This window comes from Marisediminicola sp. LYQ134, from assembly GCF_046599635.1.
Classification (GTDB): domain Bacteria; phylum Actinomycetota; class Actinomycetes; order Actinomycetales; family Microbacteriaceae; genus Marisediminicola.
This window is the reverse complement of sequence record NZ_JBKIWP010000003.1, coordinates 64,008-89,865: the sequence shown is the minus strand read 5'-3', so window position 1 is coordinate 89,865 and position 25,858 is coordinate 64,008. Positions and strand designations below refer to the sequence as shown.

23 protein-coding genes are annotated in these 25,858 nt (G+C 68.6%); 5 read left to right on the top strand and 18 right to left on the bottom strand.

The annotated features are described in order from the left end of the window. Positions 1–160: 160 nt before the first annotated feature. The 6 genes from purH to sucC form a co-directional block, all read right to left on the bottom strand. The gene (gene purH / locus ACLHIH_RS13595; protein ID WP_411317384.1) at positions 161–1,762 is read right to left on the bottom strand and encodes a bifunctional phosphoribosylaminoimidazolecarboxamide formyltransferase/IMP cyclohydrolase; all 1,602 of its coding nucleotides are present in this window, start codon (positions 1,760–1,762) and stop codon (positions 161–163) included. Next, complete coding sequence (gene purN / locus ACLHIH_RS13590) at positions 1,759–2,352, bottom strand: phosphoribosylglycinamide formyltransferase (RefSeq protein ID WP_411317383.1); 594 nt, start codon at positions 2,350–2,352, stop codon at positions 1,759–1,761. The genes purH and purN overlap by 4 nt, the downstream gene beginning before the upstream one ends. Before the next feature lie 9 nt (positions 2,353–2,361). Further along, positions 2,362–3,828 carry a DUF6350 family protein gene (locus ACLHIH_RS13585; protein WP_411317382.1) on the bottom strand — a complete coding sequence of 489 codons (1,467 nt, stop codon included), beginning with the start codon at positions 3,826–3,828 and terminating at the stop codon, positions 2,362–2,364. 97 nt (positions 3,829–3,925) lie between these two features. Next, positions 3,926–4,153 carry a hypothetical protein gene (locus ACLHIH_RS13580; RefSeq protein WP_411317381.1) on the bottom strand — a complete coding sequence of 76 codons (228 nt, stop codon included), beginning with the start codon at positions 4,151–4,153 and terminating at the stop codon, positions 3,926–3,928. Between the two features lie 117 nt (positions 4,154–4,270). Next, the gene (sucD, locus tag ACLHIH_RS13575; protein WP_411317380.1) at positions 4,271–5,158 is read right to left on the bottom strand and encodes a succinate--CoA ligase subunit alpha; all 888 of its coding nucleotides are present in this window, start codon (positions 5,156–5,158) and stop codon (positions 4,271–4,273) included. A gap of 57 nt (positions 5,159–5,215) precedes the next feature. Further along, positions 5,216–6,379 (bottom strand): ADP-forming succinate--CoA ligase subunit beta, encoded by a 1,164-nt coding sequence (gene sucC, locus ACLHIH_RS13570; RefSeq protein ID WP_411317379.1) that lies wholly within the window; start codon positions 6,377–6,379, stop codon positions 5,216–5,218. A 170-nt stretch (positions 6,380–6,549) separates the two neighbouring features. On the opposite strand from sucC, the gene ACLHIH_RS13565 reads away from it, so the two are divergent. Then, positions 6,550–7,383: an oxygenase MpaB family protein gene (locus ACLHIH_RS13565; RefSeq protein ID WP_411317378.1), complete on the top strand. Its 834-nt coding sequence runs from the start codon at positions 6,550–6,552 to the stop codon at positions 7,381–7,383. Positions 7,384–7,403: 20 nt separating this feature from the next. Here the strand turns inward: ACLHIH_RS13565 and ACLHIH_RS13560 are convergent, their stop codons facing one another. From ACLHIH_RS13560 to ACLHIH_RS13535, 6 genes are all read right to left on the bottom strand, one after another. Beyond that, the gene (locus ACLHIH_RS13560) at positions 7,404–7,808 is read right to left on the bottom strand and encodes a response regulator (protein ID WP_411317377.1); all 405 of its coding nucleotides are present in this window, start codon (positions 7,806–7,808) and stop codon (positions 7,404–7,406) included. A gap of 80 nt (positions 7,809–7,888) precedes the next feature. Next, complete coding sequence (locus tag ACLHIH_RS13555; RefSeq protein ID WP_411317376.1) at positions 7,889–9,658, bottom strand: ATP-binding protein; 1,770 nt, start codon at positions 9,656–9,658, stop codon at positions 7,889–7,891. An 8-nt stretch (positions 9,659–9,666) separates the two neighbouring features. Then, a complete protein-coding gene (locus ACLHIH_RS13550; RefSeq protein ID WP_411317375.1) occupies positions 9,667–10,080 on the bottom strand; it encodes a response regulator in 414 nt (137 codons plus the stop codon). Continuing rightward, the gene (locus ACLHIH_RS13545) at positions 10,070–11,092 is read right to left on the bottom strand and encodes a response regulator (RefSeq protein WP_411317374.1); all 1,023 of its coding nucleotides are present in this window, start codon (positions 11,090–11,092) and stop codon (positions 10,070–10,072) included. Before ACLHIH_RS13545 ends, ACLHIH_RS13550 begins: the two co-directional genes overlap by 11 nt. Before the next feature lie 227 nt (positions 11,093–11,319). Next, entirely contained in the window at positions 11,320–13,755 is a 2,436-nt protein-coding gene (locus ACLHIH_RS13540) for an ATP-dependent helicase (RefSeq protein ID WP_411317373.1), read from the bottom strand. Positions 13,756–13,788: 33 nt separating this feature from the next. Continuing rightward, positions 13,789–14,826, bottom strand: a complete 1,038-nt coding sequence (locus ACLHIH_RS13535; RefSeq protein WP_411317372.1) for a glycerophosphodiester phosphodiesterase family protein — start codon at positions 14,824–14,826, stop codon at positions 13,789–13,791. A 76-nt stretch (positions 14,827–14,902) separates the two neighbouring features. Between ACLHIH_RS13535 and ACLHIH_RS13530 the strand changes: the two genes are divergently transcribed. Genes ACLHIH_RS13530 through ACLHIH_RS13520 form a run of 3 tightly spaced genes read left to right on the top strand, consistent with a single transcriptional unit; the run spans position 14,903 to position 16,704 of the window. Continuing rightward, a complete protein-coding gene (locus ACLHIH_RS13530; protein ID WP_411317371.1) occupies positions 14,903–15,262 on the top strand; it encodes a zinc ribbon domain-containing protein in 360 nt (119 codons plus the stop codon). 43 nt (positions 15,263–15,305) lie between these two features. Next, complete coding sequence (locus ACLHIH_RS13525; RefSeq protein WP_411317370.1) at positions 15,306–15,857, top strand: hypothetical protein; 552 nt, start codon at positions 15,306–15,308, stop codon at positions 15,855–15,857. A gap of 49 nt (positions 15,858–15,906) precedes the next feature. After that, a complete protein-coding gene (locus tag ACLHIH_RS13520; protein WP_411317369.1) occupies positions 15,907–16,704 on the top strand; it encodes a Bax inhibitor-1/YccA family protein in 798 nt (265 codons plus the stop codon). 146 nt (positions 16,705–16,850) lie between these two features. On the opposite strand, the gene guaA is transcribed toward ACLHIH_RS13520, so the two are convergent. From guaA to guaB, 6 genes are all read right to left on the bottom strand, one after another. Then, positions 16,851–18,425: a glutamine-hydrolyzing GMP synthase gene (gene guaA, locus ACLHIH_RS13515; RefSeq protein WP_411317368.1), complete on the bottom strand. Its 1,575-nt coding sequence runs from the start codon at positions 18,423–18,425 to the stop codon at positions 16,851–16,853. Next, entirely contained in the window at positions 18,418–18,861 is a 444-nt protein-coding gene (locus tag ACLHIH_RS13510) for a DUF3817 domain-containing protein (RefSeq protein ID WP_411317367.1), read from the bottom strand. Before ACLHIH_RS13510 ends, guaA begins: the two co-directional genes overlap by 8 nt. Positions 18,862–18,865: 4 nt before the next feature. Beyond that, complete coding sequence (locus ACLHIH_RS13505; protein WP_411317366.1) at positions 18,866–19,657, bottom strand: SURF1 family protein; 792 nt, start codon at positions 19,655–19,657, stop codon at positions 18,866–18,868. Between the two features lie 165 nt (positions 19,658–19,822). Continuing rightward, positions 19,823–21,553, bottom strand: coding sequence for a glycerol-3-phosphate dehydrogenase/oxidase (locus ACLHIH_RS13500; RefSeq protein WP_411317365.1), 1,731 nt, complete (start codon positions 21,551–21,553; stop codon positions 19,823–19,825). Between the two features lie 52 nt (positions 21,554–21,605). Then, positions 21,606–22,727, bottom strand: a complete 1,122-nt coding sequence (locus ACLHIH_RS13495) for a GuaB3 family IMP dehydrogenase-related protein (RefSeq protein WP_411317364.1) — start codon at positions 22,725–22,727, stop codon at positions 21,606–21,608. Between the two features lie 59 nt (positions 22,728–22,786). Beyond that, a complete protein-coding gene (gene guaB / locus ACLHIH_RS13490; protein ID WP_411317363.1) occupies positions 22,787–24,289 on the bottom strand; it encodes an IMP dehydrogenase in 1,503 nt (500 codons plus the stop codon). Positions 24,290–24,562: 273 nt separating this feature from the next. Between guaB and ACLHIH_RS13485 the strand changes: the two genes are divergently transcribed. Then, complete coding sequence (locus ACLHIH_RS13485; RefSeq protein ID WP_411317362.1) at positions 24,563–25,852, top strand: branched-chain amino acid ABC transporter permease; 1,290 nt, start codon at positions 24,563–24,565, stop codon at positions 25,850–25,852. The last annotated feature ends 6 nt before the right edge of the window (positions 25,853–25,858 follow it).

The window sequence follows — 25,858 nt, the reverse complement described above, 5'->3', positions numbered from 1 at the left end:
GAGGACGAGAGCCACGGTCTCGGCTCGACGGAGCCTTCCAGATTATGCCGTCACACAGAGCGAAGGCAAGAGAAAGCTCATGTTCGTTCGAGGGCGCAGTCGAGGCGCCGGGCCGGGTCGATCCCGCGGGCTCGGGATCGGTCTCGTGGCGCGGCGCGGCCTAGTGGTAGAAGTGACGCTCGCCGGTGAAGTACATCGCGACTCCCGCTCGGGTCGCCGCCTCGATGACCTCCTCGTCGCGCACGGAGCCTCCCGGCTGCACGACCGCCGTGACCCCCGCCGCGAGCAGGATCTCGAGGCCGTCGGCGAAGGGGAAGAAGGCGTCGGATGCCGCGACCGAACCGGATGCGCGGTCTCCGGCACGATCGACCGCGAGGCGGCACGAGTCGACGCGGTTGACCTGCCCCATGCCGACTCCGACCGATGCTCCCGCGTGCGCGAGCAGGATCGCGTTGGACTTGACCGATCGCACCGCTCGCCACGCGAACTCGAGGTCGGCGAGCGTCGACTCGTCGACGGACGACCCGGCGACGAGCGACCACCCGTTGCTCGAGAAGTCGTCGAACGTGTCGGGTTCCTGCACGAGTAGCCCGCCGGAGATCTGGCGGAACTCGCGTGCGTCGCGCGCGTAGCCCTCCGGCAGGGTCAACAGTCGGATGTTCTTCTTGGAGCGGAGGACGTCGAGAGCCTCGGGCTCGAAACCCGGAGCGATGACGACCTCGGTGAAGATGTCCTTGACCTGCTCGGCCATCGCGAGCGTGACCGGACGGTTGGCCGCGATGACCCCGCCGAACGCCGAGACGGGGTCGCACTCGTGGGCACGCATGTGCGCCGAAGCGATCGCATCGCCCGCGCCGTGGCTGACCGCGATACCGCACGGTTGGGCATGTTTGATGATCGCGACCGCGGGCTCGTCGAAGTCGTAGGCCGCGCGCACGGCGCCGTCGGCATCGACGTAGTTGTTGTACGACATCTCCTTGCCGTGCAGTTGCTCGGCACGAGCGACACCGGGCAGGTCTCTCGTGTAGAGCGCCGCCCGCTGGTGCGAGTTCTCGCCGTACCTCAGCACGCTCGAGAGCTCGTAGGTCGCCGCCACGGTGTCGGGGAAGATCGCGGGTTCGGCGACGTCCGCGACGATCTGGTCGGCGAAGAAGCGCGCGACCGCCCGGTCGTACTGCGCCGTGTGGGCGAATGCCTCGGCCGCGAGCATGCGACGCAGCGCGAGGTCGGTTCCCCCGGCGCGCAGCGCGGCGACGACGGCGGGGTAGCGCGAGGGCGAGACGACGATCGCGACGTTCGCGTGGTTCTTCGCCGAGGCCCGCACCATCGCGGGGCCACCGATGTCGATCTGCTCGACGGCGGCGTCGCCCGTGATGCCCGCCTCGATCGTCTCGACGAACGGGTAGAGGTTGACGATGACGAGCTCGAACGGCGAGATCCCCAGTTCGGCGAGCTGCTGCTCGTGGGCGGAGAGCCGGAGGTCCGCGAGGATGCCCGCGTGGATCGCCGGGTGCAGGGTCTTGACGCGACCGTCGAGCGCCTCGGCGAAACCGGTGACGTCGCTCACTTGCGTGACGGGGTGCCCCGCGGCCGCGATCGTGCTCGCGGTGGAACCCGTCGACACGATCTCGACGCCCGCATCGACGAGGGCGGCGGCGAGTTCGAGGAGCCCCGACTTGTCGCTCACCGAGACGAGGGCACGTCGTGCCGTGACGGTGTCGCGCTCGCGATAATCGGCGGGATCGTGTGTGGCTGCGCTCATGACTGAGATCGCTCCTCGAGGTCGATGGTTCCGTTGGCGATGTCGAGCACGACCGAGACGAGCAATCGACGCTCGACGATCTTGATGCGGTCGTGCAGAGTTGATTCGGTGTCGCCGTCGAGCACGTCGACGCGCTCGCGGGCGAGGATCGGGCCGCTGTCGACACCGCGATCGACGATGATCACACTCGCGCCGGTTCGGTCGACCCCGGCGGCGAGGGCATCCCGCACGCCGTGAGCTCCGGGGAACTCGGGGAGGTATGCCGGGTGCGTGTTGATGAGCTTCGGCGCGAGGGAGTCGACCACGCGCTCGGGCAGGAGCCTCATGAACCCGCTCAGAATGACGAGGTCGGGGTTCCACACCGAGAGGTTCTCAAGGAGGGCGTCGCCCCACTCGTCGCGACTGTCGTAGTTCGAGAAGGGAACGGTGAAGGTCGGGATGCCGAACGACTCACCGTGGGCGAGGCCCTCGGCGTCGCGGTCCGCCCCGATGGCGACGACTCGCGCCGGGTATTCCGCGTCATGGGTCGCCTCGAGGAGAGAGCGGAGGTTGGAGCCGGCACCCGAGATCAAGACGACGAGTGAGAGCACCGGTGAAGCCTATCGCGCGCCCGGTCGCGGCTCGCGCTCGGGCTCGGGCTCGTGCTCGGCGCCCGCCGCGCTGTCGGCACCCGCCGCGCTGTCGGCACCCGCCGCGCTGTCGACGCCCGCCTCCCGGCCACCGCGCTCGGCGACCGCGTCGGTCACACGGTCTGTCACGCGGTCGGAGAGCGCGCGCACATCCACTCCTCCGATGACGAGCGCGAGTATCGCGGGAACAGCGATCTCGAGGGCTCCCCACCCCCCGACGGTGAGCCAGTGCGGCCCCACCTCGACGAGGCGGCCGGGGCCCGCCGATCCGGATGCGAGACCCGAGAGCAGCGCGAGGATGACGCCGCCGATCGCTCCGATCGCCGCGCCCGCGGCCGCGAGCACCCATCGGGACTCGGACAGCACGGAGACGAGCCTGCGTCGCGCGAGGGCCGCGGCGACGAACGCCGCGACGACGGGGACGAGGAGTCCGACGAACGAGAACTCCCCCGCCGACTCCGGCACCGCACCGAGCATGGGGATCGCGGGTACGGGCCCCAGGGCGGTCGCGAGGGGGCTCACCGTCGAACCGCTGCCGATCGCGAACCCGGGACCGATGAACCAGCTCGCCGCCCAGACCACGAGGTTGGGAAGCGCGGCGAGCTGACCGATCGTGAGTGCTGCCCCGCCGAGGTACCCCGACTGCACGGCCTCGTAGAGCCCGATGATCTGGCCGTAGCTCGTCGCGAGGAGCACCGCGACCGCGACCGCGGAGACGGCCAGGATGCTCGCGACGACGACGACGGCCACCGCGGCGAGACTGCCCACCGCCCGCCTGAGCCGGAGGGGGATCATCGAATCGAGCCAGGTGCGGATGTCTGCGCCCATCGCCGCAGTGCGGGCGGCCATGAGCGACGCGGCAGGCGCAGCGCCGGCAGGAGCAGCGCCGGTAGACACAGACGCGGCCGATGCAGACCCGGCAGGAGCGGGCGCGGGCATCGCGCGCGTCGAACCGATCACGGTGCCGACGACGAACACGAGCGCGGGCAACAGGATGCCCTGCCACAGCACGGGCACCGCCGCGGAGGTCGTCGCCGAGAGGGTCGCCGCGGCGGAGAGCACAGCGACCGTCGTGACCGAGACGATGTGTCCGGTGAGCCGGTGCGGCGTCTCACCGATGCGACGGCCCGCCCGAACGGCGAGGAGGAGGGTGACGAGCGCGAATCCGAGGAGGGCCACCGTGACGGTGAACCCGTCTGCGGCACCCGGGAGCCCCGAGGCCGCGGCGACAGCGGGATCGAGAGCGAACGCGACGTCGACACCGTGGCCGATGAGCCACACATCGACCGCGGCACGCCAGAACACGATCCAGTCGACCTGGAGCCCGTATTCGAACGCCCACATGAGCGTGAGCGGCGCGAGGGTGATGCCGATGCCGACACCGACGACGAGGAGCGCCTCGAGGGCGGCGAAGAGGGCGGTGAGCGGACGATTCATACGCGAAGGACACTACCCGCGGGAGCGGCCGCCGGAGTCGCGCCTCGCGCAGTGCGGGGCAACCCCGGACGATCGATCCGCGGGGGCGGAGCCACTCCTACTCGTCGGGGCTGAAGTTGTAGCTCCACGCCGACTTGCCGCCGCCGTGGCTGCCGCCTCCCGTGCTCACGTAGCGCGCCCTCACCTCGTCGACCTCGAATTCGATCGAGGCGTTGAGGCCCCCCTCCGACACGACCGTGCCGGTTTTGCCGTCGAGGGGGCCTCCGAAGAGGCAGACGCGATACTTCTCCCCCGCGGCGGGCAGTTCTGGTCGAGATCCGGTCATGACTTCATCTCCCTATTCGAGTGTGCACCCCGCGGGGCGCTCTCGCTATACCTACTGCGCTTGCCGTGCCGGGAGCGGAGTCACCCGGACTCCGCCCCCGTTGCTACCGTGTCGGGCTCAGAGGCTCGCGAAGAGCTCCCGCATGAGTGAGGCGGTCTCGGACGGCGTCTTGCCGACCTTGACCCCCGCTGCCTCGAGCGCCTCTTTCTTGCCCTGTGCTGTGCCTGCGCCGTCGGAGACGATCGCGCCCGCGTGACCCATGGTCTTACCCTCGGGTGCCGTGAAACCGGCGACGTAGGCGACGACCGGCTTCGTGACGTTGGCCTGGATGAATTCGGCCGCGCGCTCCTCGGCATCGCCACCGATCTCACCGATCATGACGATCGCTTTGGTGTCGGGGTCGGCCTCGAACGCCGCGAGCGCGTCGATGTGCGTCGTGCCGATGATGGGGTCTCCACCGATGCCGATCGCCGTCGAGAAACCGAGGTCGCGGAGCTCGAACATCATCTGGTACGTGAGGGTTCCCGACTTCGACACGAGTCCGATCGGGCCGGCGTCGGTGATCGTCGCGGGGATGATGCCCGCATTCGACTTGCCCGGGCTGATGACTCCGGGGCAGTTCGGGCCGATGATGCGCGTCGTGTTGCCCTTCGCCTTGGCGTGGGCCCAGAACTGCGCCGAGTCGTGGATCGGGATGCCCTCGGTGATGACGATCGCGAGAGCGATCTCGGCGTCGACCGCTTCGATGACGGCGCCCTTGGCGAACGCCGGAGGCACGAAGATGACTGAGACGTTCGCGCCGGTCTCGGCCATCGCGTCGGCGACCGAGCCGAAGATCGGGAGGGTGTGACCCTCGATCTCGACGGTCGTGCCGGCCTTGCGCGGGTTCACGCCACCGACGATGTTCGAGCCGGATGCGAGCATCCGCCCCGCGTGCTTCGTGCCCTCGGACCCGGTGAGGCCCTGGACGATGATCTTGGAGTTCTCGTCGAGGAAGATCGACATGTCTAATCCTTTCCGGTCGCGCGTGCGACCGACTTCGAGGCGCTCGCGCGCGGGGGGTTACGCGTGGGCGAGCTCGGCGGCCTTGTCGGCCGCTTCGTCCATGGTGTCGACGACGGTCACGAGGGGGTGCGCGGCATCCGCGAGGATGCGGCGGCCCTCGACGACGTTGTTGCCGTCGAGTCGCACGACGAGGGGCTTCGTCGCGCTGTCACCGAGAGTGGCGAGGGCGCCGACGATGCCGTTCGCGACGGCGTCGCACGCCGTGATGCCGCCGAAGACGTTGACGAACACGCTCTTGACCTGGGGGTCGCCGAGGATGACGTCGAGGCCCGCGGCCATGACCTCGGCCGATGCTCCGCCGCCGATGTCGAGGAAGTTCGCCGGCTTCACGTTGCCGTGCTTCTCACCCGCATAGCTCACGACGTCGAGGGTCGACATGACGAGCCCCGCGCCGTTGCCGATGATGCCGACCTCGCCGTCGAGCTTGACGTAGTTGAGGTTCGACGCCTTGGCCTTGGCCTCGAGGGGGTCCTCCGCATCGGTGTCGACGAGGGCAGCGTGGTTCTCGTGACGGAACTCGGCGTTCTCGTCGAGGGTCACCTTGCCGTCGAGGGCGACGATGTCGCCCGCGCCCGTGAGCACGAGCGGGTTGACCTCGACGAGGGTCGCGTCCTCGCCGACGAAGACGTCGTAGAGCTTCACGATGACGGGGGCGATCTTCGGCACGAGTTCCTCGGGGAACTTCGCGGCGACGGCGATCTCGGTCGCCGTGTCGAGGTCGATGCCCGCGGACGGGTCGACCTCGATGCGCGCGAGCGCCTCGGGGCGTTCGACGGCGAGGATCTCGATCTCGACGCCACCCTCGTAGCTCGCGAGGGAGAGGAACGAGCGGTTCGCCCGGTCGAGGAGCACCGAGAAGTAGAACTCCTGCGTGATGTCGGCGCCCGCCGCGACCATGACGCGCTTGACGACGTGGCCCTTGATGTCGAGACCGAAGATGGCCTTCGATACCTCGGCCGCGTCGTCGGGGGTGTGGGCGACCTTCACGCCCCCCGCCTTGCCGCGGCCACCGATCTTCACCTGGGCCTTGACGACGACGGTGCCACCGAGCTTCTCTGCCGCGGCACGCACCTCCTCGGGGCTGTCGGCGATGATGCCGGCGAGAACGGGAACGCCGTAGGACTCGAATACGTCCCTGGCCTGGTACTCGAAAAGATCCACGCTGTTTGTCCAATCCGCGGGTCGGTTGTGGGGGATGCGACCCCGATCTCGGTCGAGATATCTCGACGTCGAGAGAAACGGGCCATCAATCACTCTACCCCTCCCCCGTGTCGAGCCAGCGGGCGTCGGGCCTCGGGCACGGACGGATGCGCGCGGGCTAGCGTGGATGCATGGTCAGATCGTCAGCCCCCCGGCGCCTCGTCGACATCGGGGCCGAAGGAGCGCTGCTCGCGGGCGGCGGGCGGGCCGTTCTCCTCCAACTGGCGCACCCGGCGATCGGTGCCGCGATCGCCGACCACAGTGATTTCGCCTCTCGGCCGACCCACCGCCTCGAGCAGACCCTCACGTTCGTCTACGCGCTCGTCTACGGCACAGACGATCAGGCGGCGGCGGTCACGCGACTCGTGAACGGCAGACACGCTGGCGTGGTCTCGGCCCCCGACAGTTCGACCGCCGATGGCGCGGGCAGCGGCGCATCCGTTCGCTACGACGCCAACGATCCGCACCTGCAGCTCTGGGTCGCCGCGACCCTCTACGACACGGCCGTGCTCGTGCACGACCGCCTCATCGGCAGGCTCGACGACACCGAACGCGACGCCATCTACGCCGACTACGCGATCGTGGGGACCGCGCTCCGGGTTCCCGCGGGCTTCTGGCCGGCCGACCGAGCCGCGTTCGCCGACTACTGGCAGCGGGTATCGAGCGGGCTCAGCGTCGACGACCGCGTTCGCGAGGTCGCCCACACCCTGCTTCATCCGCCGACGGGTCCGTTGTGGCTCCGCCTGGGAATGCCGCTCGCGAGACTCGTGACCGCGGGCCTGCTCGACGATCACCTCCGCAGAGAGTTCGCGCTCCCCTGGTCGGAGCGACGGCGGAGACGGTTCGACGTCGCGATGCGGGTGTTGGGCGCCCTCCAGCGCGTTCTGCCCCGCCGCGTGCGCGAGTGGCCTCGAGACCTCCTGCTGTCACGCCTCGATCGCACCGCGCGCGGCGGGGCGCACTGACCGGGTCGGGTCGGCTCGACTCAGGGCGTCTGCCACCGGTCGACGCACCGCTCGAGCACGTCCCGCACCCGGGCGCGCGACACGGGTTTGACGAGCGACGCTTCCGCACACGGATACTGCTCGGGGTCGAGCACCGACGTGATGGCCACGGGACACCCCGGGAGGTCGGCCCGGATGCGGGCCGTGAGATCCCACCCGGTCATGCCCGGGAGCAGGAGATCGACGACGGCGAGATCGACGCCGGCCCCGACCGTCGAATAGAGCTCGATGGCCGCTTCGGCCGACTCCGCGTCGATGACCCGACACCCGTGCCTCTCGAAGAGACGCCGCAGCAGAAGGCGCTGATCGTCGCTGTCCTCGACGACGAGAACGGTCACGGGCTCGCGAGAGACCTCGTCGGTCGCGATCGTCGTGCCCTGCGACATCCGAGCCCCCCGGCCTAGTAGACGGCTAACCCTACGCACTCCTCGACGACCGGATCACACCAGGGCACCCCCAGTGCGGGTCAGACGGCGAGGTGCTGACGCTCGTCCGCGCGCACAGACTCGGTGACGGGGAGCGAGAGGGTGAAGGTCGTCCCCTCGCCGACGACGCTCGAGACACCGACGGAGCCCCCGTGCGCGGTCGCGATCGCCCGAGTGATCACGAGACCGAGGCCGACGCCGGGCACGGCGTTCTTCGTCGCGGTCGACGCCCGGAAGAACGGGGTGAAGAGCCTGTCGAGTTCGGCCGGAGGGATGCCGATGCCCGAATCGGTCACGGTCACCGCGGCGGCACCGTCTGCCGCGATCGCGAGGCCCGCTGTGACGGTCCCCCCGCGGGGCGTGAACTTGATGGCGTTCGACAGGAGGTTGTCGAATGCCTGACCGAGCCTGCCCGAGTCGCCGTCGACGAGAGGGGCGGACGCCGCGTCGGAGATCGATTCGGTGAGTGTCACACCCGCGGCCGCCGCTGCGGGCGTGGCGGATTCGATCGACGCCCGCACGATCGGCGCGAGACTCTCCACCGCGCGATTCAGGGCGAACGAGCCCGATTCGACTTGAGCGGTGAACAGCAGATCGCCGACAAGCGACAGGAGCCGGTGCGCGTTCCGCTCGGCGACACCGAGGTATTGCAGCTGGGTCGGCGTGAGCTCGGTGCCCTCGTCGTCGTCGCGCAAGAGCTCGAGGTAGCCGAGGATCGAGCTCAGCGGCGTTCTCAACTCGTGCGAGATGAGGCCGACGAACTTGTCCTTGAGTTTCGCGACCTCGCGTTCCCTCGTCATGTCGGCGGCGACGAAGAGGTAACCGACCGTCTCCCCGTCGGAGTTCATCCTGCGCGTGACGCTCAACGCGACGGGGATGGTCGAACCGTCGGGGCGCACGTATGTCCAGTCGCGCGTGTCGGCGCTTCCCGTGCGCGCGAGCTCGACGAGAGCGGTGAAGCCCGAATCGACGCCTGCGACCCCGACGGGATGCTCGAGCGTGCGAGCCCGCTCCTGAAGCTCGGTGAGCACGTGGAACTCGACCACGTGCCGGCGGTCGACCACCTTGGCGGCGCGCACTCCCAGCATCCGCTCCGATCCGCTGTTGAGCATCTCGATGGTGCCGCGCGTGTCGGTGCCGATGATCGATTGCTCGGTCACGGCGTCCCAGACGCCCCGGAGCACGCGCTCCGCCTCGAGCACGTCGGCGTGCGCCCGTTCGATCGTCGCGACCTGGCCGACCGCGGCATCGAGCAACTGCTCGCGCTCGTTCGCGAGAGCGCGGAGCTGCGTGAGTTGCGATCGGTTCTGCAGGGTGAGCTCGTTGATGACGACGGCCGCGATCGCGAGGATGAACGGAGCGGCAACGGCACCCGCGGGAATGCTGCCGTTTGGCGCCTGGATCTGTTCGATCATCGGGGGGATGAGCAGAGCGATCGCCGACCCGATCGCCGCGTAGACGACGTTGCGGCGGCCGGCCTCGGCCGCGAACCAGATGAGCGGCAGAACCGCGAGCGAGGCGAAGATCGCGGATCGCTCCTCCGACGCGTATCTCAGTGCTCCGAGCGCCACGAAGTCGCACGCGGGAACGAGAAGGGCCCAGTTGCGTCGACGCGGCTTCGCCGTGAACACGCCGGCGAGAATCGTCGCGACGACGATCATCACGAGGCCGAAGGTCTTGCTGCCCGGGTGCATGACCTCCCAGTTCGGCAGGTACAGGCTGAACGAGCTGATGAAGAGGAACAGAACGGTGATGGGAACCTGGCGCACGATCGGAGACGCGTCGAGGAACGAGGGGAGCCACCTCCTCAATCGAGCCTTCACGACACCAGCCCCGACGGCGCGGCCACGGCGACCAGTTTCTCGATGAGCACGCGCGGGCTGAACGGCTTGATGAGGTAGTCGTCGGCCCCGGCGGCCCACCCCTCGGCGTGGGACTCACTGTCGACCCCCGCCGAGATGAGCACGATGTGCACGGGCGCGAGGGAGAGGTCCGCGCGGATGCGCCGAGACACCTCGAGGCCCGTCATCCCCGGCATCGCGACGTCGAGGAGCACGATGTCGGGGCGGTGCTCGACGACAGCCGACCACGCGGATTCCCCGTCGGCGACCGCCGCCACGAGTTCGAGACCCGCTCGGGCCACGGTGATCGAGACGAGGTCGCGCAGGTCGTCGTCGTCATCCGCGATGATCACGCGCATCGCACCCGCTCCGGTCGCGGCACTACCCGACATCGACGGAGTCCCGCACGATCTCGAGAGGTTCGCACGCGCCGCCCGCCCCGAACCGCGACCAGTACCGCGCCGTCGCGATCACGAGGTCGGGGTCGAGGGAGGCGGGGCGCTCCCCGCTCGCGGCGAAACACGCGAGCATCGACAGTTTTGCCTCGGTGACGTCGTCGATCGACACGAAGCGGTTGGGACGGAAGTCCACGGTCGCCGTGGGGCTCTGATAGCACGCGACCGTGCGCGCAGCACCGGTATCGACGGAGGATGTCGCACTGCGCGCCGCCTCGGAGACCGCGCGGCGATCGCCGTCGCGATCGTTCGCGCTCGGGAGGTACACGATGGTCGGCGTCACGTCGGCGAGCACTCGCGAGATGATCGCGGCGTTGTGCTCGACACTCGCAACCTCGGAGTCGCGCTGGTCCTCGAGGATGAGCACGGCTCCGATCGTCGCGGCGGCAGCCGAGCCCTCCGCCCACGCGGTCGCGATGCCCCCCTCTCGACGCCCGCCCGAGAGCGTCAGCACGGTGACATGATCTCCGGCCGCGCGGTGAGCCGCGAGGATGCCCCCGACACCGATCCCCACGTCGTCGGGGTGGGCTCCGATCGCGAGAACGGTCTCGGGTGCCCGGGCGGCGGCGGCGGCTCGGGACTCCTCGGCGAGGCGCGTGACGATCGACACGAGGTCGGCCGACGACACGGGCTTGTTCACGAACTCGTCGACTCTGTTGCGGAGGGCCGTCACCGCGTAGTCGACCGACACGTGCGCGGTCATGACGACGATCGGGGTGCCCGGTTGCTCGTCTCTGATGTGTTCGACGAGGTCGAGGCCCGACATCCCGGGCATCTCGATGTCGGTGATGACGACGTCCGGTCGCAGCTCGCGCACGGCGGCGCGCGCCTCGCGCGGATCGGTGACGGCGATGACGGTGCAGCCGAGTCGCTTCTCGAGCACCGTGGCGGTGTAGTTCGCCACGTCGACGTCGTCTTCGATGACGACGACACGATAATTCTCCGCCATTGTGCCCCCCGGCCGACCAGTGGCCACAGACAGCCGCAGAGGCCCACCCTACCGAGCGGGCGGTCGCCCCCGGCCTATCTCGGCGCCCCCAGTGCGGGTGACGACGCCAGCGCGCTAGAGCTTCTCGATGGCATGTCGCGCAGCGAGATGAGACAGGTGGACGAAGCTCGCTAGAGCTTCTCGAGCGGCATCTCGCGCAGCGAGATGAGACCGGTGGGCGAAGCTCGCTAGAGCTTCTCGATCGGGCTTATTTTGATGAGCAACCGCTTGCGACCCGCGGTGTCGAACTGCACTTCGGCGACGCTCTTGGTGCCGCTTCCCGACACGGAACTCACGCGCCCGTCGCCGAAGTCGACGTGCCGGATGCGATCGCCGGGGGCGAGCGTGAGGTCGCCGTTGTCGCGCACGGTGTTGGTGACTCCGCTCGTCCACTCGGTCTTCGGTTTGCCGGCGTTGCGTGCCGCGCGCGCGAGGGCCGTCGCGCTCGGTCCGCCCGAGGAGATCGAGTAGTCGGATGCTCCACCGAGGCTCGCGCGCCCGGCCGAGCCTCGGTTGGCGTTGAGGGCGCGGGACTGCGTGCCGCCGCGGCTCGTCGCCATCCCGGGCGACTGTCGCCAGTCGATGAGTTCGACGGGGATCTCCTGCAGGTAGCGGCTCGGCATGGCGACGCTCACCTCGCCGAACTGGGCTCGCGTCATCGCGAGCGAGAGGTAGAGGCGCCGGCGCGCGCGGGTGATCCCCACGTAGAAGAGGCGCCGCTCCTCGGCGGGGCCGCCGGGCTCGCCCGCCGACATCCGGTGCGGCAAAAGGTCTTCTTCCACGCCCGCGAGGAAGACCGCCTCGTATTCGAGCCCCTTGGCGGTGTGCAGGGTCATGAGCGAGACCGTTCCGCTCGAGTCGTCGAGGTCGTCGGCCGCGGCGACGAGCGAGGTCTCGGTGAGGAAGTCGATGAGGGTGCCGTCGGGGTTGTTCTTGTTGAACTCCTTGGTCACGGCGACGAGTTCTTCGACGTTCTCGGCACGCGCCTCGTCTTGCGGGTCGCGGCTCGCGCGCAGTGCTTCGACGAAACCTGTCTTGGTGAGCAGGGCGGTGAGGATGTCGGCGACCGGCGCCGGGCGGCCCGCACCCTCGGGCGGATCGACCGTCGCGCCGACCTCGTCGAGCACGGCGCTGAGGGCGAGGATCGCGTTCGTGACCTTGGGCCCGAGGCCGAGTTGGGCCGCCGACCTCATGGCGTCGCGCAGCGTGACACCGTTCTTGTCGGCGTGGCTCTGCAGAGCGGCTTCGGTCGCAGGCCCGATGCCGCGCCTGGGCGTGTTCATGATGCGGCGGAGCGCGAGAGGGTCGGCGGGGTTGGCCACGGCGATGAGGTAGCCGAAAGCGTCTTTGATCTCCGCGCGCTCGTAGAACTTGGTGCCGCCGAGCACCCGGTATGGCAGCGCCGAGCGGATGAACACCTCTTCGAGCGCTCGCGTCTGCGCGTTGGTGCGGTAGAACACCGCGATGTCCCGATACTCGACGCCCTGGGTGTGCAGCTCGGTGATCTCGTCGGCGATGAACTGCGCTTCGTCGTGCTGGCTGTAGCCCGTGAAACCGACGATCTTCTCGCCGTCTCCGACCGTCGTGAAGAGCTTCTTGTCTTTGCGATCGAAGTTGTTCGAGATCACGGCGTTGGCCGCGCTCAAGATAATCTGCGTCGAGCGGTAGTTCTGCTCGAGCAACACGACCTTCGCCCCGGGATAGTCGCGTTCGAACTCGACAATGTTGCGGATGTCCGCCCCGCGGAACGCGTAGATCGACTGATCCGAGTCGCCCACGACCGTGAGCGACGCCGGCGGCAGTTCTTTCGTCGGATCACGCAGGAGCGCGCCGTCGAAGCCGACCGCGTTCTCGAGGAGGTCGGTGCGCGGCGGCCGGGTGAGCTCGCGGATGAGGGCGTACTGCGCGTGGTTCGTGTCTTGGTACTCGTCGACGAGGATGTGCCGGAAGCGACGCTGATAGAGCGCGGCCACGTGGGGGAAGGCGCGGAACAGGTAGACGGTCTGACCGATGAGGTCGTCGAAGTCGAACGCGTTCGCGCTCGAGAGGCTGCGGGTGTACTGCCGGAAGATCTCGAGGAACATGCGCTCGGCGGGGTCGTCGATGTTGACTCCGCGCGAGTAGGTCTCGACGTCTTGCAGTTCGTTCTTGAGCTTCGAGATGCGGCCGGACGCCGAACTCACGGTGATGCCGAACGTGTCGGCGTCGAGGTCTTTGATGATCCGCTTGAGCAGCGCACGGCTGTCAGCGGAGTCGTAGATCGTGAAGTTCTTCGAGAAACCGAAGTGTTCGGCCTCGCGCCGCAGGATGCGCACGCACGCGGAGTGGAACGTCGAGATCCACATGCCTTCGGCGGCCCCGCCGACGAGGTGCTGCACGCGCTCGCGCATCTCGGCCGCGGCCTTGTTCGTGAAGGTGATCGCGAGGATCTGGCTCGGCCACGCTTCGCGGGATTCGAGGAGCCCCGCGACCCGGCGCGTGAGAACGCTCGTCTTGCCCGACCCCGCCCCCGCGACGATGAGGAGCGCTTCGCCCCGGTATTCGACGGCTTCGCGCTGCTGCGGGTTGAGCCCCTCGACGAGAGGGGACGACGAGGGCTCGGCGGGATCGAGGATGAAGGTCATTTCCCCCGATTCTAAACGCGGCGACCGACCTTGCTACGCCGTCGGGAGCCCGTCGGTGCGCTGCCGCCTCGCCGTCCTCGCGGCGAGCGCGAGGTCGGGGTGGTCGGCGAAGACCCCGTCGACCCCCGTGCCCAGCACGGCGTCGAACTCGCGCTCCCACTCGCCGGTGTCGTGGGGGTCACCCCCGGGCCGACGATTCGCCGGGGCGAGAAACCGGTTCTCGATGCGCAGGGTCCACGTGTAGACGGCGAGACCGACGGCGTGTGCGCGCGCCACGATGTCCGCCCCGACCGTTCGCCCCGACTCATCCGTTCTCAGGAGCACGCGCTTGTCGACGCTCACGCCGTCTGCCCACGTCGCGAGTTCGCGGAGACCGTCGTCCGTGAGCGCGTCGGCGTAGGTCGACGTCGGGCGGTCGACCGGAGACCCCGTCGCCTCGACCAGAAAGACGAGGCGCACACCCGCCGATCGCATCGGCTCGCGCTCGAGCACGCTCGCCTCGAAGCTCTCGACCGTGATGGCCGCACGATCCGCGGGGGTGGCGGCGGCGAGGGCCGCGACGAAGAGCGCCCCGAGATCGAACCCGAGATCGGCGAAGTGGCTCGCGTGCTTCAGTTCGGCGACGAGGGCGACCCCCGTGCCGTCGAGGATGTCGAACACCTCCTCGAGTCGCAGAATCGGCTCGCGGTCGTTCCACACGACGTTCGCGGGCCGCAGCGCGGGGAGACGCTCACGAGCGCGGAGGGTCGTGAGCTCCGCCCACGTGAAGTCTTCGGTGAACCACCCCGTGACCTCGACACCGTCGATGGTCGTGGTGCGGTGGCGACTCGCGAACTCCGGATGCTCCGCGACATCCGTCGTTCCCGAGATCTCGTTCTCGTGGCGGACGACGAGCACACCGTCGCGACTGACCACGAGGTCCGGTTCGACCGCGTCGCAGCCCTGCGCGATCGCGAGCTCGAACGCGCTCCGCGTGTGTTCGGGGCGGTATCCGCTCGCCCCGCGATGCGCGATGACGAGCGGGCTGCCCGGTGAGGGGCGCGGCGAGGCGGGCGGCGGGAGCGACGTCACACCGCAACGGTACGCGAGGGGTCGCACGGGAGGGCACCGCGAGGGAAGGCACCTGGCGAATTGGTACCCTGCAGCCATGACCACGTGCACGAATTGCGCCGCGGAGCTCTCCCCGCGGTGGAAATTCTGCATCCACTGCGGAACGCCGGTCGTGCGCTCCGAGGCAGCAGCGCCCCCGGCCACCCCGCTTCCGGTGACCCCACCCCCCGTGATCCCGCCCGCGGTGCGCCCGGCCGATCTCGCCGCGCCGCCGAGCACCGACCACCCCGCGGTGGACCACCGATTCGACGACCCTCTCGACGAGGATCCCGAGGCCGATGCGACCGCGCCGACCGAGCGCCGCATCGATGTGCTCATCGCACTCAGCGCCCTGCTCGCCCTCGGCGGCATCGCCCTCGTCGTCACGATGGTGATCGTCCTCGGCGGTCGCGAGTGAGCAGGGTCCACATCTCCCGCCCACGCACGAGGCGGTTTCGCGAGTGAGCGACGCCGTGCGACGGAACGAAACCTGGACCGAGCCCACCCGCAACCTCCCGCTGCGGTTCGGCTCCCACCCCGGGCGACTCGCCGTGACAGTGGCCCTGCTGATCACGGGAGGCATCGCCCTGCAGTTCGCGTCGGCGTACACCCTCGGTCTGCTCTTCTGGGGGGTCGTCGGAAGCGCCGCGGCATGGATCGTTGTTCCCGCCCGAGGGTGGCGCCGTGCGGTCGCTCTCGGCCCCGGTGTCTTCGGAGTCGCCTCGCTTCTCGCGGGAGCCGCATCCGGGGCCCTCATCGGCCTCACCCTCGCCGCGTGGCTCCTCGTGCGCGAGCGTCGGGCCGTCACCTACGTTCTCGTCAGCGTGCCCGTCGCCGTCGCGGTGACCCTCGCGCAGTTCTTCCCCGACTACGGGTGGGGTTTCGTGGTCGCACCGATCCTCGGGGCGACCGTCGTCGGCTGCGCGTGGGCGGCCCGTTCGCTCACAGCGGCGGCGGCGCGGCGCGATTCGGCGTTCGCCCAGCCCGACGCGAGCCGTTCTCCCCTAAAATAGAGCGACGAGGGCTCTTCATCGGGCTCTCCCCACAGCGAAAGAGGAATCGATGGCTTCGTCCAACCCAGCTTTCACCAACTCCCCGGCGTTCTCCAACAAACCGGGAACGTCCGCCCAGCTCTTCCAGCCCCAGGCCGCAGCGACGCTGTCGGCGGGTCAGCTCGACGACCTGTACAACCGCCCGTCGGCCGGCCCCAGCGAGACCGACCGGATGACCTACGAAGACACGATCGTCAAGACCGTCGTGTCGTTCGGCATCCTGCTCGTCGGCGCAGCGATCGGGTGGATCTTCCCGGTCCTCGCGATCCCCGCGGCGATCGCCGGATTCGTGCTCGCGCTCGTCAACATCTTCAAGAAGAAGCCGTCGCCCGCGCTCATCCTCACCTATGCCGCAGCGCAGGGAGTCTTCGTCGGAGGCATCTCGAACATCTTCGAGACGGCCTACAACGGCGTCGTGCCGCAGGCGATCCTCGGAACCCTCGTGGTCGTCGGTGTCGTTCTCGCGCTCTTCACGAGCGGAAAGATCCGCGCCTCGAAGAAAGCCACGAAGGTCTTCATCGTCGCGATGGTCGGCTACCTCGTGTTCTCGCTCCTCAACCTCGGTCTCACCGCGTTCGGTGTGCTCGACGGTTTCGGTCTGCGTGAGGGACCGTTCGGCGTGATCATCGGCATCTTCGTGATCCTCCTCGCGTCGTACTCGCTCGTGCTCGACTTCGACACCGTCAAGACCGGCGTCGAGCGTGGCGCGCCCCGCGTCTTCGGATGGTCGGCCGCCTTCGGCATCATGGTCACCGTCGTGTGGCTCTACGTCGAGATCCTCCGACTGCTCGCGATCTTCCGCGAGTAATCCCCCTCGTCAGGACCACGAGCGAAGGCCGCCCCTCGGGGCGGCCTTCGTCGTACACCGCCCCCGCCCCCGAAAGAACGCAATTTCCGCGAGGGTACGCCGGATCCGGCATCCGCTCGCGGAAATTACCTACAGTCGGTGGGGGGCTATTCCCACTCGATGGTTCCCGGGGGCTTCGACGTGACGTCGAGCACGACGCGGTTCACGCCGGGCACCTCGTTGGTGATGCGGTTCGAGATCGTCGCGAGCACGTCGTAGGGCAACCTCGTCCAGTCGGCCGTCATGGCGTCCTCCGACGACACGGGGCGCAACACGATCGGGTGACCGTAGGTGCGACCGTCACCCTGCACTCCGACCGAGCGCACGTCGGCGAGAAGAACCACGGGGCACTGCCAGATCTCCTGGTCGAGGCCCGCGGCGCTGAGCTCGGCACGGGCGATCGCGTCCGCCTTGCGGAGCAACTCGAGGCGATCACGCGTGACCTCCCCGACGATGCGGATGCCGAGGCCCGGCCCGGGGAACGGCTGGCGCGAGACGATGACCTCGGGCAGGCCGAGCTCGCGCCCGATGGCCCGCACCTCGTCTTTGAAGAGCGCGCGAAGCGGCTCGACGAGCTCGAACTTGAGGTCTTCGGGCAAGCCACCGACGTTGTGGTGGCTCTTGATGTTGGCGGTCCCGCTGCCGCCCCCGCTCTCCACGACATCCGGATACAGGGTGCCCTGCACGAGGTACTTGATGCTCTCGCCCTCGGCCTTCGCCTCGAGCACGAGCGCCTCCGCCGCGTTCTCAAACGTGCGGATGAACTCGCGCCCGATGATCTTGCGCTTCTGCTCGGGGTCACTCACTCCCGCGAGCGCATCGAGGAACTGGTCGACGGCGTCGACGGTCACGAGACGCACGCCCGTCGAGGCGACGTAGTCCTCCTCGACCTGGCGCCGTTCGTCCTGACGCAGGAGGCCGTGGTCCACGAAGATGCACACGAGCTGGTCGCCGACCGCCTCGTGCACGATCGCCGCGGCGACCGCGGAGTCGACGCCCCCGGAGAGGCCGCAGATGACCCTGCCGGTTCCGACCTGCTCGCGGATGCGGGCCACCTGCTCGGCGATGACGTTGCCGCTGTTCCAATCGGCGGGGATGCCCGCGGCACGGTGCAGGAAGTTCTCGAGCACGTTCTGGCCGTGGGTCGAGTGCTTGACCTCGGGGTGCCACTGCACTCCGTATAGCCGACGCTCGTCGCTCGCGAACGCCGCGACGGGAGTGGATGCACTCGATGCGAGCACCTCGAACCCCTCGGGTGCTTTCGCGACCGAGTCACCGTGGCTCATCCACGTGGTCTGGTCGGCGGGCTGCCCGCCGAGCAGGCTGCTGTCGCCGCCCGTGAGTGTCACCGCGGTCGACCCGTATTCGCGCAGCCCCGTGTTGGCGACCTCGCCACCGAGCTGCTGCGCCATGACCTGGAATCCGTAGCAGATGCCCAGCACCGGGATGCCGAGCTCGAGGATGCCGGGGTCGAGGGTCGGCGACCCGGGCTCGTAGACGCTCGACGGCCCCCCGCTCAAGACGATCCCGGCGGGGGCCATCGCCGCGACCTCTGCCGAGGTGATGGTGTGGGGCACGATCTCCGAGTAGACGTTCGCCTCGCGCACGCGTCTCGCGATGAGCTGAGCGTATTGTGCGCCGAAGTCGACGACGAGCACGGGTTTCTGTTCGGTCTCACTCAACGGGGGCCTCCACTCGGCTCGCGGCCTGTTCGATCTCGTCGAGCTGCGCGGTCGCGCGCCTCGTGATGAAGTGTTCGACGATGAACGACAGCAGGGGCACGACGCCGCCGAGGGCGATCGTGATGAAGTAACTGAACGGCCACCTCATGAGACTCCACAGGCGGAAGTCGGCGAAGAGGTAGACGACATACATCCACCCGTGGGCGATGAGGATGGCGCTCGAGAGGTTGAACGCGGTCACCGTGTCGACGGGCACGAGGGCGAAGAACCCGCCGGGCCCACCGAGCTCCATCTCGAGCTGCAGGGGCGTGTACTTGAAGATCATCTCGAAGATGAGCAGGAGGAGGAAGAAGCCCGTGATGTAGGCGGTGACCCGGTAGAACTTCAGGGCCTTCCGTATCCGGGGAACGTCGGACGCTTTGGGCTTCAAGGGCATGCGGTCAGTTTACCGGCGCACGCTGGGCCGACGGTGCGACGTCGAGGTCGGCCTCCTCCTCGGCGGCGAGTTCCTGCTCCCGCTCGTGGGCGTCGCGCACGAGGCGGTACCACATGAAGACCGCGAACCCCGCGAAGATGACCCACTCGGCCGCGTAGAACACGTTGAGCCAGTTGATCTGCACGTCGCTCGAGGGCGGCGGCGCGTCGATGGCCTCGAGCCCCGCGGGTGGGTCGAACGTGACGACGTAGCCGCTGTAGGTGCCGCCGGCCGCGACATCCCACAGGTTCACGAATGCCGAGGGTGCCATCGTCGACGTGAGTCCGCTCGTGAGGTCGCCGTCTTGGGGCCCCTCCCCGGGGAGATATCGCCCGACCACGGTTCCCGCCGAGGGGGCTGATCGCACGACCGCCTCCGCGTCGTCGAGAGTCGCCGCCCAGCCGAGTGCGACCGACACCGACGCTCTGCTCGATTCTGAACCGTCCGTGACGAGATGGCCGACGACCCAGTATCCGAGTTCGCCGTCGTTGACACGGTTGTCGAGAACGAGGAAGTCCGACTCGACGAACTCGCCGTCGACCGAGACCTGCTGACCGTCGACGTCATCGCGGAATCCGGTCTGCGGCTGGGCGACCTCGGCGAGTGGCCGGACGTTCTCGGATGCCTGCTCCGCATCCCCCTCGGATGCCACACTCTGGGCGAACTGCCACTGCCCGAGCGCGGCGAAGGCCGACGCGATCGCGAGGGCGAGCACGAGGAGCGCGATCCAGCGGGGACGACGAGCGACGCTCCACACGGCGGAACTCCCGTTCTCGGCTCACGCCGTTCTACCTGTCACCCCTCGCGGGCACTCGTGATCATTGTCGCGCACGACACTGAGGGAGTGCTCCAGTCGAGCCGGCCCGACGCGCAGGCCGACGACGCAGGCCCGACGGCTCCGACCCGTGCAGCCCCGCTTCGATCAGCGCGAGGCGATGATGTCGGGAGCCGCGAGCCTCACGCGGTCGGCCGACTCGTCGTCGGGCTGAGTCTGGCTCTCGATCTCGGCCGAAACCCTCTTGAGGTAGTTGCCGACCTCGTTCTCGATGCGTTCGGCGTCCCAACCGTGAACCCGTGCCATGAGCTCGGCCGCGACGGGAGCTGCGGAGACACCGCGATCCCACGCCTCGATCGAGATGCGTGTGCGTCTGGCGAGCACATCCTCGAGGTGCAGGGCGCCCTCGTGCGACGCGGCGTAGACCACTTCGGCACCGATGTAGTCGTCGGCTCCCGGCAGAGCCTCCCCGAGGGAGGGGTCCTCGCGGATGATGTCGAGCAGCTCGTCGGTCAGCGTTCCGTAGCGGTTGAGCAAGTGCTCGATGCGCACCTTGTGCACGCCGAAGGCCCTCGCGATCTTCGCGCGTTTGTTCCACGCGGCGTGATAGCCCTCGGCCCCGAGGAGCGCGATGTCTTCGGTCGTCGATGCGGGCACGTTCGCGTCGAGCGCGGCGACCGCCTCGTCGATGGCGTCTTGCGCCATGATGCGGTAGGTCGTCCACTTGCCGCCGGCGACGACGACGAGCCCGGGCACGGTGTGCGCGACGAGGTGCTCGCGCGAGAGCTTCGAGGTCTGGTCGGACTCCCCCGCGAGGAGCGGGCGGAGGCCGGCGTAGACACCCTCGACGTCGTCGCGCGTGAGTGGCACCGCGAGCACCGAGTTGACGTGCTCGAGGATGTAGTCGATGTCTGCCGCGGTCGCCGCGGGGTGGGCCTTGTCGAGATTCCAGTCGGTGTCGGTCGTTCCGATGAGCCAGTGGCGACCCCACGGGATGACGAAGAGCACGCTCTTCTCGGTGCGCAGCAGCAGACCGAGCTTCGACTGGAAGCGGTCGCGCGGCACGACGAGGTGCACGCCCTTCGACGCGCGCACCTTGAACTGGCCCCGCTCCCCCACCATCGACTGCGTGTCGTCGGTCCACACTCCCGTGGCGTTGACCACTTGCTTCGCGCGGATCTCGAACTTCTCGCCCGTCTCGAGGTCGTGCGCATGCACTCCCACGACGCGCTGGCCGACCTTGACGAACCCTTCGACCCGCACGCGGGAGGCGACGTGGGCGCCGTAGAACGACGCCGTGCGCGCGAGGGTCGACACGTAGCGCGCGTCGTCGACCTGGGCGTCGTAGTAGGTGATGCCGCCGACGAGAGCGTCATTGGCGATGCTCGGCGAGAGCCTCTGCACTTGACGCTTCGTGAGGTGGCGGTGGTGCGGAACACCGGGAGGGCGGCCGCCGCTGTAGCTCAGGATGTCGTAGAGGAGCATTCCGGCGCCGATGTAGCAGCGCTCGATGACGCGCTTCTTGAGCGGGTAGAGAAAGCGCACGGGCTTGACGAGGTGCGGGGCGAGCCGCTGCAGGAGCAGGCCGCGCTCCTTGAGGGCTTCGCGCACGAGACGGAAGTCGAGCTGCTCGAGGTAGCGGATGCCCCCGTGCACGAGTTTCGACGACCGGCTCGATGTTCCGCTCGACCAGTCCCTCGCCTCGACCATACCGACGCGCAGACCGCGAGTGACCGCGTCGAGGGCGGCCCCGGTGCCGACGATGCCGCCACCGACCACGAGGATGTCGAGCTCTTTGGTCTTGAGGGCCGCGATCGCGGCATCCCGCTCGTCCGGTCCGAGCTTCGACGACCGAGTCACTGTCTTGAGCGTGGCCATTATTGCCTCCCGGTTCTCGAGGTCGGCCACCGTGGCCGGCCCTCAGTCAACGCTAACCGGCGCTGTACGGAGCGACAACAACCTCGACCCGCTGGAACTCCTTGATGTCGGAGTAGCCGGTCGTCGCCATCGATCTCTTGAGTGCGCCGACGAGGTTCACTGTGCCATCGGCGACTGTGGATGGGCCGAACAGCACGCTCTCGAGCGGCGCCGCCTGGCCGACCGCGACACGGTGGCCGCGGGGCAGTTCGCCGTGGTGGGATTCGGCTCCCCAGTGCCAGCCTCCGCCGGGGGCGTCGGTCGCGCGGGCGAGGGTCGATCCGAGCATGACCGCGTCGGCCCCCATCGAGAACGCCTTCGCGATGTCGCCGGATGTTCCGAGGCCGCCGTCGGCGATGACGTGAACGTAGCGGCCGCCCGACTCGTCCATGTAGTCGCGACGGGCGCCCGCGACATCCGCGAGCGCCGTGGCCATGGGAGCGTGGATGCCGAGAGACTTGCGCGTCGTCGACGCCGCACCTCCCCCGAACCCGACGAGCACGCCCGCGGCGCCCGTGCGCATGAGGTGGAGGGCGGGCGTGTAGCCTGCCGCGCCACCGACGATCACGGGGACGTCGAGCTCGTAGATGAACTTCTTGAGGTTGAGCGGCTCCTGGTTCTTGGAGACGTGCTCGGCACTCACGGTGGTGCCTCGGATGACGAAGAGGTCGACACCCGCCGCGACGACGGTCTCGTAGAGCTCCTGGGTGCGCTGCGGGGAGAGCGCCCCCGCGACCGTCACTCCGGCCGCACGGATCTCGGCGAGGCGAGCCGTCACGAGCTCGGGCTTGATCGGCTCCGAGTAGATGGCCTGCATGCGCTTCGTCGCCTCGGCGCTGTCGAGGGAGCGGATCTCCTCGAGCACGGGCTCCGGGTTCTCGTACCGGGTCCAGACGCCCTCGAGGTCGAGCACGCCGAGACCGCCGTGGCGACCCATCGCGATGGCTGTCGCGGGCGAGACGACCGAGTCCATCGGGGCGGCGAGGAAGGGGATGTCGAACTGGTAGGCGTCGATCGACCACGAGACCGAGACGTCTTGAGGGTCGCGGGTCCGGCGACTCGGGACGATGGCGATGTCGTCGAATGCGTAGGCCCTGCGGGCGCGCTTTGCGCGGCCGATCTCGATGTCACTCACCCCGCCAGCCTACCGGGCGACCCTTTCGCCGAGAGGTCGCCCGGCCGCGGAGCGCGCGGCTACCGGCGGTAGTTCGGCGCCTCGACGACCATCTGCAGGTCGTGAGGGTGGCTCTCTTTGAGTCCCGCCGCAGTGATGCGCACGAACTTGCCCTTGTTCTTGAGTTCCTCGATCGTGCGAGCGCCCGTGTAGAACATCGACTGCCGGAGGCCCCCGATGAGCTGGTACGCGACCGCCGCGAGGGGGCCGCGATAGGGCACCTGCCCCTCGACACCCTCGGCGATGAGTTGCTCGTCGCTCGGGACATCCGCCTGGAAGTAGCGGTCTCGCGAGTACGACGTCTTCTTTCCGCGAGTCTGCAACGCGCCGAGCGAGCCCATTCCGCGGTAGTTCTTGTACTGCTTGCCTCCGACAAACACGAGGTCTCCCGGGCTCTCGTCGCACCCGGCGAGGAGCGAACCGAGCATGACCGTGTCGGCGCCGGCGACGAGCGCCTTCGCGATGTCGCCCGAGTACTGCAGGCCGCCGTCGGCGATCACGGGCACGTCGTGCTCGCGCGCCGCGAGGGATGCCTCGTAGACCGCGGTCACCTGGGGAACACCGACTCCCGCTACCACCCGCGTGGTGCAGATCGAGCCGGGCCCGACCCCGACCTTGATGGCGTCGGCTCCCGCATCGACCAGGGCCTGGGCGCCGGACCTCGTCGCGACGTTGCCGCCGACGATGTCGACGTGGGCGAACGTCGGGTCGGACTTCAACCGGCGGATGATGTCGAGCACCCCTGCGGAGTCGCCGTTGGCGGTGTCGACGACGATCATGTCGACCCCGGCATCGGCGAGCGCTCCCGCGCGATCCCACGCGTCTCCGAAGAAGCCGATCGCGGCGCCGACGCGCAGTCGCCCCTCGAGGTCTTTCGTGGCGTTGGGATACTTCTCGCTCTTGTCGAAGTCCTTCACGGTGATGAGTCCGCGGAGGCGCCCCTGACCGTCGATGAGGGGGAGCTTCTCGATCTTGTGCTGGGCGAAGATCGCGATGGCCGAGTCGGGGTCGACCCCCTCGGGGGCGGTGATGAGCGGACCCTTGGTCATGACGTCACGCACGAGAGTCGTCGACTTCTCGAACGGCGAGACGAAGCGCATGTCGCGATTGGTGATGATGCCCACGAGGGTGCCGTCGGCCTCGACGACGGGGAGACCCGAGACGCGGAACTGGCCGCAGAGCTCGTCGACCTCCTGCACGGTCGCGTCGGGCGACGTCGTCACAGGGTTCGTGATCATGCCCGACTCGGAGCGCTTGACCTTGTCGACGAGCGTCGCCTGGTCGTCGATCGACAGGTTGCGGTGCAGCACGCCGAGGCCCCCGTGGCGAGCCATCGCGATCGCCATGCGCGACTCGGTCACGGTGTCCATCGCCGACGAGAGGAGGGGGGAGTTGACCGTGATCCGCCGGGTGAGCCTCGACGAGGTGTCCGCTTCGCTCGGGATGACATCGGTGTGCCCGGGCAGAAGCATGACGTCGTCGTACGTGAGTCCGATGAAACCGAACGGATCGGGCTGGGACATGTGTCTCCCTGTTGGATCGAGGGGGGAAAGAGTCTCCGGGTGCTGCGTCGAATCCGGTATTCAATGTTAACGGTTTAGGGATCGCCTCATTCCCCCGCATAATAAGGGCCTACTCGTGAGTCGACCCGAAACACGAGGGACACAAATGATCGGTAACGTCATCGTCGACGACCAGCCTTGAAGGCGAGACCACTCCCGTGCTCTTGCTGGCTCGCCCCTGGAGGTTCAGTGCCACTCATCCTGCGACGCGCTTCGCCGCTCGTGAACGTATCCGTGACCCTTCTGGGGACCCTCCTCGTGGGGCTCTTCCTCGCACTCGCCGTCGGGCTCTCGCCCGCGTCGGCGGAGTCGAGCCCGAGCCCCTCGCCGTCGCCCTCGAGCGACTTCACCGACACCTATACGGTCGGCGGACTCATCCGCGACGGTGACGAGCCCATCGCGGGCGTCGAGGTCGAGGTCGAGGGCTCCGGCTTCAGCGAGATCGGCGTCACGGGTGACGACGGTCGCTGGACGGTCACGGTTCCCGGCCAGGGCGCCTATACCGCCACCCTCCTCCCCGACACCCTCCCCGAGGGCGTCGTGCCTCGCGACCCCGACAACCTCACGCGCGACGTCAACCTCGCGCAGACCAACACGGTCAACGTGCTCTTCCCCACGGGTGAAGGCACGTCGGTGAGCTCGAGCATCCTCGACACGATCCTCACGCGCGCCGTCTACGGCGTGAACTTCGGGCTGCTCCTCGCGCTCGCCGCGATCGGCATCTCGCTCATCTACGGCACGACGAAGCTCAACAACTTCGCCCACGGTGAGATGGTGACCTTCGGCGCGGTGATGTTCCTGCTCTTCGGAACCGTGCTCGACCTGCCGATCATCGTCGCCGTGGCGATCACCCTCGTGCTGAGCGCCTTCACCGGATACGCGCAAGACGCGTGGCTCCACAGACCCCTGAGGCGACGCGGGGTCGGTCTCGTGCAAGCGATGATCGTCACGATCGGTCTCTCGATCCTCGCGCGATACGTCATCCTGTTCTTCCTCGGCGGAAACATCGAGACACTCGACACGGGCCTCACGCAGACGGTCACCGTCGGCCCCGTGACCATCACGCTCGCGTCCCTCGTGAGCATGGGCATCAGCATCGTCATGCTCGCCCTCGTCGCGTTCTTCCTCACCCGCACCCGCATCGGCAAGGCCACGCGAGCCGTGAGCGACAACGCGTCGCTCGCCGCCGCCTCGGGCATCAACGTCGACCGCATCATCCGCATCGTCTGGATCATGGCCGCGACACTCACGGGGCTCAGCGGAATCCTCTACGGGGTGTTCCGCCAGGTGAACTGGAACATGGGCTTCCAGATCCTTCTCCTGCTGTTCGCCGCGGTCACCCTCGGCGGGCTCGGAAGCGCGTTCGGAGCCCTCGTCGGCTCGCTCGTCATCGGAATCGTCACCGAGGTGTCGACCGTCTGGATTCCCAACGACCTGCGCTACGCGGTCGCACTTCTCATCCTCATCCTCGTGCTCCTCGTGAGACCACAAGGTGTCTTGGGGCGCAAGGAACGGGTCGGCTAGGAGGCC

What these genes read in the sequence shown, in the direction of transcription:
- ACLHIH_RS13545 (WP_411317374.1), bottom strand. Translation starts at nt 11,092, where the DNA reads ATGGCGGAGAATTATCGTGTCGTCGTCATCGAAGACGACGTCGACGTG.
- ACLHIH_RS13510 (WP_411317367.1), bottom strand. Translation starts at nt 18,861, where the DNA reads ATGCCCTTGAAGCCCAAAGCGTCCGACGTTCCCCGGATACGGAAGGCC.
- ACLHIH_RS13560 (WP_411317377.1), bottom strand. Translation starts at nt 7,808, where the DNA reads ATGTCGCAGGGCACGACGATCGCGACCGACGAGGTCTCTCGCGAGCCC.
- ACLHIH_RS13580 (WP_411317381.1), bottom strand. Translation starts at nt 4,153, where the DNA reads ATGACCGGATCTCGACCAGAACTGCCCGCCGCGGGGGAGAAGTATCGC.
- ACLHIH_RS13520 (WP_411317369.1), top strand. Translation starts at nt 15,907, where the DNA reads ATGGCTTCGTCCAACCCAGCTTTCACCAACTCCCCGGCGTTCTCCAAC.
- sucD (WP_411317380.1), bottom strand. Translation starts at nt 5,158, where the DNA reads ATGTCGATCTTCCTCGACGAGAACTCCAAGATCATCGTCCAGGGCCTC.
- purH (WP_411317384.1), bottom strand. Translation starts at nt 1,762, where the DNA reads ATGAGCGCAGCCACACACGATCCCGCCGATTATCGCGAGCGCGACACC.
- guaB (WP_411317363.1), bottom strand. Translation starts at nt 24,289, where the DNA reads ATGTCCCAGCCCGATCCGTTCGGTTTCATCGGACTCACGTACGACGAC.
- ACLHIH_RS13540 (WP_411317373.1), bottom strand. Translation starts at nt 13,755, where the DNA reads ATGACCTTCATCCTCGATCCCGCCGAGCCCTCGTCGTCCCCTCTCGTC.
- ACLHIH_RS13530 (WP_411317371.1), top strand. Translation starts at nt 14,903, where the DNA reads ATGACCACGTGCACGAATTGCGCCGCGGAGCTCTCCCCGCGGTGGAAA.
- ACLHIH_RS13565 (WP_411317378.1), top strand. Translation starts at nt 6,550, where the DNA reads ATGGTCAGATCGTCAGCCCCCCGGCGCCTCGTCGACATCGGGGCCGAA.
- ACLHIH_RS13585 (WP_411317382.1), bottom strand. Translation starts at nt 3,828, where the DNA reads ATGAATCGTCCGCTCACCGCCCTCTTCGCCGCCCTCGAGGCGCTCCTC.
- ACLHIH_RS13550 (WP_411317375.1), bottom strand. Translation starts at nt 10,080, where the DNA reads ATGTCGGGTAGTGCCGCGACCGGAGCGGGTGCGATGCGCGTGATCATC.
- ACLHIH_RS13500 (WP_411317365.1), bottom strand. Translation starts at nt 21,553, where the DNA reads ATGGCCACGCTCAAGACAGTGACTCGGTCGTCGAAGCTCGGACCGGAC.